We start from the raw sequence: 12,268 nt of genomic DNA, 5'->3' as shown, positions 1-12,268 counted from the left end.
AGCACCGCATGGCCATTTCCAAGCACACTCCCGCCCTGTTCAACGAAGGCCTGCCGGACCCGCGCCTGCAGCAGTTCCGCATGCGCCGCCTGCAGGTGCACAACTGGGGCACCTTCAACGGCCTGACCGAAGTGCCGATCGCCGAGCGCGGCTTCCTGTTCGTCGGCCGCTCCGGTTCGGGCAAGTCGACCCTGCTCGATGCCATGTCCGCCCTGCTGACGCCGCCGGCCATCGTCGACTTCAACGCCGCAGCGCGTGAAGCCGAACGCAGCGGCCGCGACCGCAACCTGGTGTCCTACGTGCGCGGCGCGTGGGCCGACCAGCAGGACAGTGGCACCGGTGAAATCGCCACCCAGTACCTGCGCAAGGGCGCGACCTGGACCGCGCTGGTGCTGGAGTACCGCGCCGGCGATGGCCGCGTGGTCAGCCTGGTACGCCTGCTCTGGATCGCCGGCAGCAGCACCTCCGCCGGTGACGTGCGCAAGCACTACATGATCGCCGAGCGTCCGTTCGACATCGCCAAGGATCTGGGCGGCTTCGATCTGGACCTGCGCAAGCTCAAGCAGAAGTTGGCCGACGTCCATCACTTCGACACGTTCTCCGGCTATGCCGAACGCTTCCGCCACCTGCTCGGCATCGACAACGAGATGGCGCTGCGGCTGCTGCACAAGACGCAGTCGGCGAAGAACCTGGGTGACCTGAACGTCTTCCTGCGCGACTTCATGCTCGACACGCCGAAGACCTTCGACGCTGCCGAACGACTGGTCAGCGATTTCGCCGAACTCGATGGCGCGCACCAGGCCGTGGTCACCGCGCGGCGCCAGGTCGAAACCCTGCAGCCCGCGCGCGAACATTACAGTGACCTGCAGGCGATGAGTCGCCGTCGCGGCGACGACGAAGCGCTCAAGCTCGGCATCGACAGCTTCCGCGAAAGCCGCCGCCAGTTGCTGATCGAAGCACGCCTGCGCGAGATGGACACGCGCGATCGTGGCCTGCTGGGCGAAGAAGCGCAGCGTCGAGCGGCGCTGGACAACCACACCGAACGACTGGCCGAGCTGGAACTGCAGCGCCGCCAGCAGGGTGGTGAGCGCATCGAGGAACTGGAACGCGAGCAGGGCCGCGCCGAAGCCGAACGTGATCGCCGCCTGGCCAAGCAGGCGCAGGCGCGTGACGCCGCACAGAAGCTGCAGGCCGCGCTGCCCGAGGATGCACATGGCTTCGCCGAGCTGGTCGAGCAGGCGCAGTCCGAACTGGAAGACCGTCAGCGTGCGTCGAGCGCCCTGGACGACGCCATCAGCGAACGGTTGGGCGGCAAGCGCGACGACGAGCGGCGCTTCTCCGAAGTGCGTGGCGAACTGGAGGCGATGCAGCGCACACCCTCCAGCATTCCTGCGCCGATGCAGAAGCTGCGCGCACGCCTGGCCGAAGAAACCGGCATCTCCGAAGCGGCCCTGCCGTTCGTCGGCGAGCTGATCCAGGTCCGCTCGGAAGAGCAGAGCTGGCAGGGCGCGATCGAGCGCGTGCTCGGCGGCTTCGCGCAATCGCTGCTGGTCGATGACAAGCACTACAACGACGTCGCCGAGTGGGTGAACCGCACCCACCTGGGGATGCGCTTCACCTACTACCGCGTGCGTCGCAACGATGATGCGTTCGCCCGCGAACCGTCCGCCAAGTCGCTGCTGCACAAGCTGGAACTGCGCGATCACGTGTTCGAAAGCTGGCTGCGCCGCGAGCTGGGCAAGCGCTTCGACTACGAATGCGTGGACGCCAAGCAGCTGCGCAACGTCGACCGCGGCATCACCCGCGAAGGCCAGGTCAAGCATCCGGGCGATCGCTTCGAGAAGGACGACCGCAGTGCGGTCAATGATCGCCGCCGCTGGCTGCTGGGCTTCAGCAACCGCGACAAGCTGGCCGTCTTCGAGAAGGAAGCCCAGGAGCTGGCCGCCCGTATCGCCAGCTGCGATACCGACATCGCGCGCCTGCGCAGCCAGCGTGACCGCGACAACGAACGTCGCCTGGCCTGCCATCAGCTGGTCGGCATCAGCTGGAACGAAATCGACGTCGCCGCGCCGCAGCAGCGCCTGGCCGACATCGAGGCCAGCCTGCACGCCCTGCGCGAAGGCAATGCCGACCTGGCCAGGATCGCCCAGCAGATCGACGCCACCCGCGCCGATATCGAGCAGGCCCGCCGCACTTACGAAGACACCCGCGTCGAGCGCGGCCAGCTGGTGCGCGAACGCGACCGCCTGGACCGTGCCCGCCAGCAGAGCCGGGCACTGGTCCTGCCAGCGCTGGCCGAAGACCAGGAAGCCGGCCTGGCCGAGCGCCTGCAGGAGCAGGGCCCGCTCAGCCTGGAAACGCTGGAAGCGCACATGCGCCAGGTCAGCAACGCGCTGAACGAACAGCTCTCGTCTTCGCAGCAGGACGTCAACCGCATCGAGAACCTGCTGCTGGGCTGCTTCCGCCGCTTCATCCAGCAGTGGCCGGAAGAATCGGGCGACTTCACCGTGTCGGTGGCCTCGGCCGAGGATTTCCTCGCTCGCCTCGAACGCCTTGAACGCGATGGCCTGCCGCAGCACGAAGAACGCTTCTTCGACCTGCTGCAGAACCAGAGCAAGAACAACCTGCTCGCGCTGCAGCGTCACAGCGCCGAGGCCCGCAAGTCGATCGGCCAGCGCCTGGACGAAGTCAACGCCAGCCTGGAGCAGGTGCCCTTCAACCGTGGCACCCTGCTGACCATCGAACTGAACGACCGGCGCCTGCCGGAAGTGCAGGAGTTCCACCAGCAGCTGCGCGAGGTGTTGTCGCAGCAGCAGACCGAGCAGCGCGACCTGGCCGAAACGCAGTTCACCGTCCTGCGCCAGCTGGTCAACCGCCTCGGCTCGCAGGAAGGCGAAGACAAGCGCTGGCGCGAAGTGGTGCTGGACGTGCGCCTGCACGTGGAGTTCATCGGCGTGGAGCTGGATGTGGAAACGCGCCAGCAGGTCGAGATCTACCGCAGCGGCGCCGGCAAATCCGGTGGCCAGCGGCAGAAGCTGGCCACCACCTGCCTGGCGGCGGCGCTGCGCTACCAGCTCGGCGGCGCTGACAGCCAGCTGCCCAGCTACGCCGCAGTCGTGCTCGACGAAGCCTTCGACAAGGCCGACAACGAGTTCACCGCGCTGGCGATGAACATCTTCGACAACTTCGGTTTCCAGATGGTGGTGGCCACCCCGCTGAAATCGGTGATGACGCTGGAACCGTTCATCGGTGGCGCCTGCTTCGTCGAGATCAGTGGCCGCCACGATTCGGGCGTGCTGCTCATCGAGTACGACGAAGAAGGCAAGCGCCTGAAGCTGCCGGAGCGCAGCCGCCAGCAGGCCGACGAACCGGAAGAAGCCGAAGCCTGACCGCTCTGGAAACGCCGTGCCAACCAAGGTTGGCACCTACCGGGTCATGAACCCCGATAGTGGTAGTGCCGGCCGCTGGCCGGCAACCGCGTTTACGCACTGCGGAACGTATCCCACGCCATCCGCGCAATCAGCACCACCACCAGGCCCACGAACAGTTTGCGGATGAACGGCGTGCCGCCCTTCAGCGCCAACCGCGTGCCCACCACCGAACCGATGATGTTGGCCGCCGCCATCGGCAGCGCGAACAGCCACAGGATGTTGCCGGTCGGTACGAAGAACGAGATCGCCGCCACGTTCGTCGCCAGGTTCACCACCTTCGACGCGGCCGACGCACGCAGGAAGTCCAGCCCGAAGAAGCGCACGAACAGGAAGATCAGGAAGCTGCCGGTGCCGGGCCCGAAGAAGCCATCGTAGAAGCCGATCGCCGCACCGATCGCCAGCGCGATCACCAGCTCGCGGCGGCCGATGTCCTGCGGCCGGTGCAGCGCACCGAAGTCCTTCTTCCACAGCGTGTAGGCCAGCATCGCCACCAGCAGCACCAGCACCAGCGGCCGCACTGCGTCCTTGGGCAACAGGCTGACCGCCGTAGCGCCCAGGAAGGAGAACACGAAGGCCGTACCGGCGGCGAACAGCACCGGCTTCCACGGGAAGCGCACGTTGCGCGCATAGCGCCATGCCGCTGCGCCGGTGCCGAACATCGAGCTGAACTTGTTGGTGCCAAACAGCATCGCCGGGGTCTGCTGCGGCAGTACCGTGAACAGGCCGGGCAGCTGCACCAGTCCGCCGCCGCCCACGGCCGCATCGACCAGGCCGGCAATGAAGGCGATCACCACCAGCCACCACAACTCAGGAGGAATCAGTTCCAGCACGGCGATCGATCGAAGTGGGGGCGCGACAGCATACGCCTGTCACATTGCCGCCGCCCACGCGACAATACCCGCATGAGCCGAACCGCCCCCGATCCCTGTCCCTGTGGCCTGGCCGCCGACTACGCCGCCTGCTGCGGGCGCTTCCATGCCGGCGACGCCGCGCCGGATGCCGAGCGCCTGATGCGCTCGCGTTACAGCGCCTATGTGCGCCACCTGCCGGACTACCTGCGTGCGACCTGGCACCCGGACACCCGTCCGGCAGAACTGTCGCTCGATGATGCCCCCGGCCAGCGTACCCAATGGCTGGGCCTGACCGTGCAGGACCATCAGGTGACCGGCAGCGACAGCGCCGAGGTCCGCTTCACCGCCCGTTACCGCGTCGGTGGCGGCAGCGCGGTGAAAATGACCGAGCACAGCCGCTTCCTGCGCGTCGAGGGTCGCTGGTACTACCTCGACGCCGTCTGAGCCTGGCTGCCGCGCACGGCCAGCACGCGCTGGCCGCCATGCGCGCACACGCGGTTGCGGCCTTCCTCCTTGGCCGCATACAGCGCCTGGTCGGCCGCTTTGACCACCCCGGCAGGGCGCCGATCGACCCGGCTGTCGGCCAGGCCGATGCTGACGGTTACCTGCACCACCGCACCGCCACCGCCGCGCCCGCGCTGCTGCTGGCCGAGCGTATCGTCGCGGGTGCGCGTGCTGCGGTCGCGCAGTTGCATGCGGCTCTGCTCGATGCCCTGTCGCAGCGCCTCCACCGCATCCACGCAGGCCGATGCCGGGCGGTCGAGGAAAACCACGGCGAATTCCTCGCCGCCATAACGGAACGCACGGCCGCCGTCGCCCACCCGCGACAACCGTGAGGCCACCAGTTTCAGCACGTCATCGCCGGTGTCGTGGCCGTGGGTGTCGTTGAATTTCTTGAAATGATCCACGTCGATCATCGCGATGCTGTAAGTGCCGGTGGCGCGCTTGAGGGTCTCGTTGAACGCACGGCGACCGGGCAGGCCGGTCAGCTCGTCGCCGAAGGCCATGTGGAAGGACTCCTGCAGGGTCGCGCCCAGCATCAGCAGCAGTGCCGCTACGCTCAGCGCCGGCAGCAGTGCCGGCTGCAGGAAGATCCGCGGCAGCATCCACCACAGGCACAGCAGGGCCAGCAGCATCGCCGTATGCAGCGGCCGCGGCTGGCGCCACGCCTGCCATGCCAGCGCAGCGGTGGCCAGCAGGAACAGCACGGCAGGCAGCTGCGCCAGCGCGTTCCAGTCACTCGGTATCCAGGGGAAGTGCCGGTTCGACAGCAGGTCGTGCATGCCCTGTGGCTGTTGTGCGGCAAGCAGGATGAAGATCGCCACCGCAACACCACTGGTCGTGGCCCTCAGCAGCAGGTCCTGGCGGCGGCGGCCACGTTCGGGCCACAACGCATGGACGGCGAACAGCAACGGCAGCCAGGTCGAGATCGCGTGGAAGCGCAGTGGCGTCAACGCCGTCACCCGGCCCTCGCGCAGGTAGTGCCCAAGGTCCTGGTGCAGCACCGCGAAGGCCAGCGCCACCAGCAGCAACAGGCACAGCGTGCGCACCTGGTTGTACAGCAGCGCCAGCCCTGCACCCAGGCAGGCCAGCAACCACGGCAGGATGCGCTGCCCGGCGCGGCCGACATCATCGCTTTCCAGGCTCGCCCACAGCACCAGCGCGACCAGCACGGCGGGCAGCACGAACAGATAGTGCACAGGCTGTCGAAGCGGATGATGGGACACACGGAATTCCAGCGCGGTCACGACGCGGCCGCAGCACTGCCGTTAGCGGCGCAACGGTGCCCTTCTTGAATGCGCGCGCCCTGATGTGAACACCACGGCACCGGGCCATGACATTGCGCTCACCGGCAGCGGTCGAAGCTGGTCGCATGGACAGCGTACCCGCCGCCGTCGCTGCCCCGCAGCGTGACCTCGCCCGCCACTTCACCCATGTGCGGGGGCGCAGCGTGCAGCTGGCCGCACCCCTCAGCCCGGAAGACGCCCTGCTGCAGAGCATGGCCGATGCCAGCCCGGCCAAGTGGCACCTGGCCCACACCACCTGGTTCTTCGAACGCTTCGTGCTGGCCAGCCAGCCCGGCTACACACCCTGGGATCCGGCCTGGGACTATCTGTTCAACAGTTACTACAAGAGTCTCGGCCCCGCCCACGCACGGCCTCAGCGCGGGTTGCTGTCGCGGCCCTCGCTGCAGCAGGTCCACGCCTACCGCCAGCATGTGGATGAGCAGGTGCTGGCAGGACTGCGCGATGGCGATCTCGGCAGCGACGCCCTGCAGCACCTGCAGCTGGGGTTGCAGCACGAACAGCAACACCAGGAACTGCTGCTCACCGACATCAAGCACGCCTTCTGGTGCAATCCGCTGCAGCCGCCGTACCGCGAAGACGTGCCCATCGCCGTCAGCGCCCTCGGCACGCAGGGTTGGGTCGAACAGGGCGAGCGCATCGTCAGCATCGGTGCGTCCGCCTGGCCGCAGCACGCAGCCTTCGCCTATGACAATGAATCGCCTGTGCATCGCGTGCTGCTTCCTGCGCATGCCATCGCCGAACGCCCGCTCAGCAACGCCGAGTACCGCGCCTTCATCGACGCCGGCGGCTACCGCGATCCGCGCTGGTGGCTGAGCGAAGGCTGGGCGCTGCGCGAGGCCGAGCAGTGGCAGCATCCGCTGTACTGGGATGACGACCTGCTGCGCGAGTTCACCCTGGGTGGCTGGCGCGAGCTCGATCCGCATGCGCCGGTCTGTCACCTCAGCTACTACGAAGCCGATGCCTGCGCCCGCTGGGCCGGCGCCCGCCTGCCCACCGAATTCGAATGGGAAGCGGCCGCCGCCTCGCAGCCTGTCGAAGGCCACTTCGCCGACGACGACCATCTGCACCCGATGGCAGGGCAGGGCGATGGACTGCGCCAGTTGTTCGGCGACGTGTGGGAATGGACCAGCAGCGCCTATGGCGCCTATCCCGGCTTCCGTCCCTTCGCCGGCAACCTCGGCGAATACAACGGCAAATTCATGTGTGGCCAGTGGGTCCTGCGCGGTGGCAGCTGCGCCACGCCGCGCGGCCATGTACGGGCCAGCTACCGCAACTTCTTCATGCCACCGGCGCGTTGGCAGTTCTCAGGCCTGCGCCTGGCAAGGGATCTTTCATGAGTACCGTCCAGGATGCGCTGCAGGCGCTGACCGACCTTACCCCCGGCCGCCAGCAGATCCTTGCCGACGCCGTGGCGGGGTTGTCGCACGCCTCACGGCAGCTGCCTTCCAAGTACTTCTACGACGCACGCGGCTCGCGCTTGTTCGAGCAGATCACCCACACCCGCGAGTACTACCCCACACGCACCGAGCTGGCCCTGCTGGACCGGGTGTTGCCGGAGATCGCGCAGGCGGTGGGGCCGCGCGTGCATGTGGTCGAACTGGGCAGCGGCAGCGGCCGCAAGACCGCGCGCCTGCTGGCTGCCCTGCAGGACCCGGTGGCCTATACGCCCATCGAGATCTCGCGCGCGGCGTTGCTGTCCAGCATCGACCACCTGGCCCCGGCGCTGCCGGACGTGGAAATGCTGCCGGTGTGTGCCGACTTCACCCGCCCTGTGCAGGTCCCCGCGCCAGAGCGGCCTGCCGCGCGCCGGCTGCTGTTCTTCCCGGGCTCCACGCTGGGCAACTTCGCCGATGAGGACGCGATCACGCTGCTGCGCGCGATGCGCCAGACCATGGGCAAGCACGGCCTGGCCCTGGTCGGCATCGATCTGCACAAGGACCCGACACTGATCGAAGCCGCCTACAACGACGCCGATGGCATCACCGCCGCCTTCACCCTGAACCTGCTGGCGCGTCTCAACCGCGAGGTCGGCAGCGATTTCGATCTCGACGGCTTCCGTCACCAGGCCCGTTACAGCACCGCGCGCCTGCGCATCGAAACCGATCTGGTCAGCCAGCGCGAGCAGGACGTGCATCTCGACGGCCGTACCTTCCACTTCAGCGCTGGCGAACCGATCCGCGTGGAGTACAGCCACAAGTACACCGATGCCAGCTTCGGCCACCTACTGCAGCAGGCAGGGCTGGAGGTGGCGGCATCCTGGAACGCGGACGATCCCGCCTATGGCCTGCGCCTCCTGCGCCCCTCACCCTAGGCACAGGTAGTACCGGTCGCTGGCCGGCAATCTCGCCCAACCTTGCTCTCCCTCCGCGTTACCATGGCTGCAGCACCGGCAACACGGAGGACGCCATGCCCATTCTGACCACGCTCGGCCTGGCCGCCGCGCTTGCCATGCCAGCGGCCGCGCCGCCGGCAGCAGCGGCAACCGCTGATCCCGCGTTTGCCCGCTGCATGGCGGGCCTGCAGGCGACGGCCGCCAGCCAGGGCATTGCCGCTGACCGCTTCAATGCGATCACCGCCGGACTGCAGCCCGACCCTACCGTGCTGCCGCTGCTCGACGCGCAGCCGGAGTTCACCACGCCGATCTGGGACTACCTGGCCGCACTGGTCGATCGCCAGCGCGTGGACGACGGTCGCGCCATGCTGCAGCAGCACCGTGACCTGCTTCAGCGCGTATCGGCGCAGTACGGCGTCGATCCAGTCACCATCGTCGCCGTATGGGGTGTGGAGAGCGACTACGGCCGCGTGTTCGGCAAACGCCCACTGCTGCAGTCGCTGGCCACGCTGTCCTGTGCCGGCCGCCGGCAGCCCTTCTTCCGCGGCGAGCTGCTGGCGCTGGTCAAGCTCATCGACCAGGGCGACCTGCAGGCGCAGGGCCTGACCGGTTCCTGGGCCGGTGCCTTCGGCCACACCCAGTTCATGCCCAGCACCTACGCACGCATTGCCGTCGATGGTGATGGCGATGGCCGCCGCGATCTGGTCGGCAGCATTCCCGATGCATTGGCTTCCACCGCGAACTATCTGAAGCGTGCCGGCTGGCGAACCGGCGAACCGTGGGGCATGGAAGTCCGTGTCCCCGCCGGTTTCAACGCCAGCCAGGCGGGACGCACCCAGCGCCGGTCACTGGCCGACTGGCGCGCACTGGGCGTGACCGGCCTGGACGGCAGCGCGCTGGCACCGTCCGGCCTGCCCGCCGATGCCCGCGCCGCGCTGCTGCTGCCGTCCGGGACAAAAGGCCCGGCGCTGCTGGTGTTCCGCAATTACGACGCGATCTACAGTTACAACGCGGCCGAGAGCTATGCGCTGGCCATCGCCACCCTGGCCGACCGCCTGCGTGGCAGCAACGGCCTGGTCACCGCCTGGCCAACCGATGATCCTGGCCTTGGCCGCGACGAGCGCCGCCAGCTGCAGACCCTGCTGCTCGCGCGCGGCCATGACATCGGCGCCGCCGATGGCATGATCGGTACCGCCAGTCGTCGTGCCATCCAGGTCGAGCAGCGTCGGCTCGGATGGGCCGACGCAGACGGTCGCGCCGGCCAGCGCATCCTGCGCGCGCTGCAGGCACAACCGCAGGCACAGGCGCCAGCCGCGCCGACCCGCTTCAGCCTTCCCAACAACTACAGTGCCGTGCAGTCGCCGGCCATCCGGAGTCGATCCAGCGTGCAACAGATCCAGGGTGTCAGCAGTGGCCAGTTCCAGGGACTCGACGCCTGGCTGGTGGAAACTCCCCAGGCCACCGCCGCGATCAGCGTGTTCGGCGGCCAACTCCTGTCGTTCGTGCCCAAGGGCCAGCCCGATGTGATGTGGCTCTCGCCCAAGCGTGCTGCGCTGCCCACGCCGATCCGTGGCGGCAGCCCGGTGTGCTGGCCCTACTTCGGCCGCCAGGGGCAGGGCGACGACGTGCCCGCCCACGGTTTCGTGCGCACCTTGCCCTGGGAACTGCAGCAGGCGCGCCGGCTCGACGATGGCAGCATCGAGCTGACCCTGGCCCCGCCGGCGTTGGACAACCTCGGCCTACGCCTGACCATGACCGTCCGTGTCGGCCGTGAACTGCGCCAGCAGCTGGTCACTGAGAACACCGGCAAGGCTCCGGCCACCATCACCCAGGCGCTGCACAACTACTTCCGTGTCGGTGATGCCAGCAAGGTCGATGTCGACGGCGTCGACGGCCTGGACTACCTCGACAAGTTCGAGAACTACGCCCAGCCGCGCCGCCAGCAGGGCCCCTGGTCGCTGCGCGATCCGCGTGACCCGGGCCGCAGCGACCGCATCTACACCCAGGCCGGCGGGCACTATGTGCTGCGCGACCCGGTGCTCAAGCGCCGCATCGACCTCCGTACCGAAGGCAGCCGCTCGCTGGTGGCATGGAACCCTGGCGCCGAAGGTGCCGCCAGGATGGCCGATGTCGGTGACGGCTGGCGCGACTATGTCTGCCTGGAAGCGGCCAACGCCGGGCCCGATGTGGTCACCGTGGCACCGGGTGGGCGTCATGTTCTGCTTCAGATCCTGTCCAGCGCGCCGCTATAGCGGGCTTCCCCCTTGGCACGGATGGCCAGCATGAGCACCCTCGATCCGCAGACCTCGCCCGGTAGCGAGAACCCCTATCTGGCGCCCGGCGCTGACGCCGATGTAGGCACTGCACTGGAAGATGCCGACTACCTGACGCTGGTGGTCGGGCCCAATGCCGCCGCCTACCGACGTTTCTGGCATGTGGACAGTGCACTGCCGAAGCCTCCGCGCCGCTGGAACTGGCCCGCCTTCCTGTTCGGCACCCTGTGGATGGTGCATCGCCGGATGTACCTGGCCGCCATCGGCTTCTACCTGGTCACCACGCTGCTGCCGATCCTGATGCTGCTGGCCGACGCGGGCATACCGCAGATCGCCTTTGGCATGCTGCTCCCGCGTATCGCCTTGGCCATCTTCGCCAACGCCCTGTACCTGCGCCATTGCAGCCGTCTGCTGGCGAGGGTGCAGGCGACCCACGCCGGCCAGCCGAACCGCATCCGCGCCGAGCTGCTTCGCCGTGGTGGCACCCGCGCCTCGGCCGTGGTGGTCTGCCTGGGCCTGATCTACGCGCTGCGTTACATCACCCAGGGCCTCCTGCAGACCTATCACTGAGCCGGCGAACGCGGCCGCAGCACCCACAGGCAGAGCGTTCCGGCGACCAGGCCCCAGAACGCAGAACCGACACCGGCCAGCGTCATGCCCGAGGCGGTCACCAGGAAAGTGACCAGCGCGGCCTCGCGGTCGCGCTCCACCGCCAATGCGCTGGCCAGGCTGTTGCCGATGGTGCCGAACAGGGCGATGCCGGCCACACAGGCCACCAGTTCCTTGGGAAAGGCAGCGAACAGGGCCGCTACGGTGGCCCCGAACAGGCCGATGACGATATAGAAGGCGCCGGCCGCCATCGCCGCCGTGTAGCGCCGTGCCGGGTCTTCGTGGGCATCACGGCCCATGCAGATCGCCGCGGTGATGGCGGCCAGGTTCAATGCGTAGGCACCGAAGGGCGCCAGCAGCGTGTTGACCACGCCGATCCAGCCGATCACCGGTGACACCGGCGCGTCGTAGCCGGAGGCGCGCATCACCGCCACACCGGGAATGTTCTGCGACGCCATGGTGACCACGAACAGGGGCAGGGCGATGCCGACCATCGCCGTCCACGACAGCGAGGGAGTGACCCATTGCGGTACCGCCAGTTGCAGGTGCACCTGTTGTGCATGCAGCAGACCCTGGCTCGCAGCGATGGCGATGCCGACCAGCAGGGTGGCGATCACCGCATAGCGGGGGAACAGGCGGCGGCCCAGCAGCCACGTAGCGAACATGGCCAATGCCAGCACGCGCTGGGTGTTCATCGCCACGAACACGTCCAGCCCGAAGCGCAGCAGTACACCGGCCAGCATGCCGGCGGCCAGGGCCATGGGCACGCGTTTCATCAGCCGGGCGAACACTCCCGAGAAGCCGGCGAGCATGCCCAGCACTGCCGCAAGCAGGAACGCACCGGTGGCCTCGGACAGAGAGGCGCCACCCGCACCGACGACCAGCATCGCCGCCCCAGGCGTCGACCATGCGGTGACCACCGGCACCCGGTAGCGCAGTGACAGGCCGATGCAGGTCACGCCCA

Annotated in this window: 9 protein-coding genes (1 of these 9 running past the window's edge); 6 read left to right on the top strand and 3 right to left on the bottom strand. The window is 68.1% G+C overall.

Translation table 11 applies throughout. The features are described 5' to 3' along the window. Positions 1-8: 8 nt before the first annotated feature. Positions 9-3,389, top strand: a complete 3,381-nt coding sequence (locus CLM74_RS21185) for an ATP-binding protein (protein WP_025875663.1) — start codon at positions 9-11, stop codon at positions 3,387-3,389. Between the two features lie 92 nt (positions 3,390-3,481). Here CLM74_RS21185 and CLM74_RS21180 read toward each other — a convergent pair whose 3' ends face one another. Beyond that, positions 3,482-4,261 (bottom strand): TSUP family transporter, encoded by a 780-nt coding sequence (locus CLM74_RS21180; RefSeq protein ID WP_025875666.1) that lies wholly within the window; start codon positions 4,259-4,261, stop codon positions 3,482-3,484. A 72-nt stretch (positions 4,262-4,333) separates the two neighbouring features. On the opposite strand from CLM74_RS21180, the gene CLM74_RS21175 reads away from it, so the two are divergent. Then, positions 4,334-4,726, top strand: a complete 393-nt coding sequence (locus CLM74_RS21175) for a YchJ family metal-binding protein (RefSeq protein WP_032978546.1) — start codon at positions 4,334-4,336, stop codon at positions 4,724-4,726. Here CLM74_RS21175 and CLM74_RS21170 read toward each other — a convergent pair. After that, complete coding sequence (locus CLM74_RS21170) at positions 4,708-6,009, bottom strand: GGDEF domain-containing protein (RefSeq protein ID WP_105165065.1); 1,302 nt, start codon at positions 6,007-6,009, stop codon at positions 4,708-4,710. The genes CLM74_RS21175 and CLM74_RS21170 overlap by 19 nt on opposite strands. A 146-nt stretch (positions 6,010-6,155) precedes the next feature. Between CLM74_RS21170 and egtB the strand changes: the two genes are divergently transcribed. The 4 genes from egtB (at position 6,156) to CLM74_RS21150 (ending at position 11,265) form a co-directional block, all read left to right on the top strand. Further along, positions 6,156-7,427, top strand: a complete 1,272-nt coding sequence (egtB, locus tag CLM74_RS21165) for an ergothioneine biosynthesis protein EgtB (RefSeq protein WP_105164890.1) — start codon at positions 6,156-6,158, stop codon at positions 7,425-7,427. Beyond that, positions 7,424-8,401 carry an L-histidine N(alpha)-methyltransferase gene (gene egtD / locus CLM74_RS21160; RefSeq protein ID WP_105164889.1) on the top strand — a complete coding sequence of 326 codons (978 nt, stop codon included), beginning with the start codon at positions 7,424-7,426 and terminating at the stop codon, positions 8,399-8,401. The genes egtB and egtD overlap by 4 nt, the downstream gene beginning before the upstream one ends. Before the next feature lie 137 nt (positions 8,402-8,538). Continuing rightward, a complete protein-coding gene (locus tag CLM74_RS21155; protein ID WP_105165064.1) occupies positions 8,539-10,674 on the top strand; it encodes a lytic murein transglycosylase in 2,136 nt (711 codons plus the stop codon). 30 nt (positions 10,675-10,704) lie between these two features. Further along, positions 10,705-11,265 (top strand): DUF2628 domain-containing protein, encoded by a 561-nt coding sequence (locus CLM74_RS21150; RefSeq protein WP_025875676.1) that lies wholly within the window; start codon positions 10,705-10,707, stop codon positions 11,263-11,265. Here CLM74_RS21150 and CLM74_RS21145 read toward each other — a convergent pair. After that, positions 11,259-12,268 carry the 3' portion of a benzoate/H(+) symporter BenE family transporter gene (locus CLM74_RS21145; RefSeq protein ID WP_099786370.1) on the bottom strand. 181 nt of this gene lie beyond the right edge of the window, so 1,010 of the gene's 1,191 nt are visible here — the last part of the coding sequence; its start codon lies off the right edge, out of view; its stop codon occupies positions 11,259-11,261. The genes CLM74_RS21150 and CLM74_RS21145 overlap by 7 nt on opposite strands.

The sequence above is a fragment of the Stenotrophomonas sp. MYb57 genome (genome assembly GCF_002966815.1).
Taxonomy (GTDB): domain Bacteria; phylum Pseudomonadota; class Gammaproteobacteria; order Xanthomonadales; family Xanthomonadaceae; genus Stenotrophomonas; species Stenotrophomonas indicatrix.
This window is presented reverse-complemented; position numbering and strand designations above follow the sequence as displayed.

Excerpts from the sequence above, each read along its gene's own strand:
- CLM74_RS21175 (WP_032978546.1), top strand. The coding sequence starts at position 4,334 with ATGAGCCGAACCGCCCCCGATCCCTGTCCCTGTGGCCTGGCCGCCGAC.
- egtD (WP_105164889.1), top strand. The coding sequence starts at position 7,424 with ATGAGTACCGTCCAGGATGCGCTGCAGGCGCTGACCGACCTTACCCCC.
- CLM74_RS21150 (WP_025875676.1), top strand. The coding sequence starts at position 10,705 with ATGAGCACCCTCGATCCGCAGACCTCGCCCGGTAGCGAGAACCCCTAT.
- egtB (WP_105164890.1), top strand. The coding sequence starts at position 6,156 with ATGGACAGCGTACCCGCCGCCGTCGCTGCCCCGCAGCGTGACCTCGCC.
- CLM74_RS21155 (WP_105165064.1), top strand. The coding sequence starts at position 8,539 with ATGCCAGCGGCCGCGCCGCCGGCAGCAGCGGCAACCGCTGATCCCGCG.
- CLM74_RS21185 (WP_025875663.1), top strand. The coding sequence starts at position 9 with ATGGCCATTTCCAAGCACACTCCCGCCCTGTTCAACGAAGGCCTGCCG.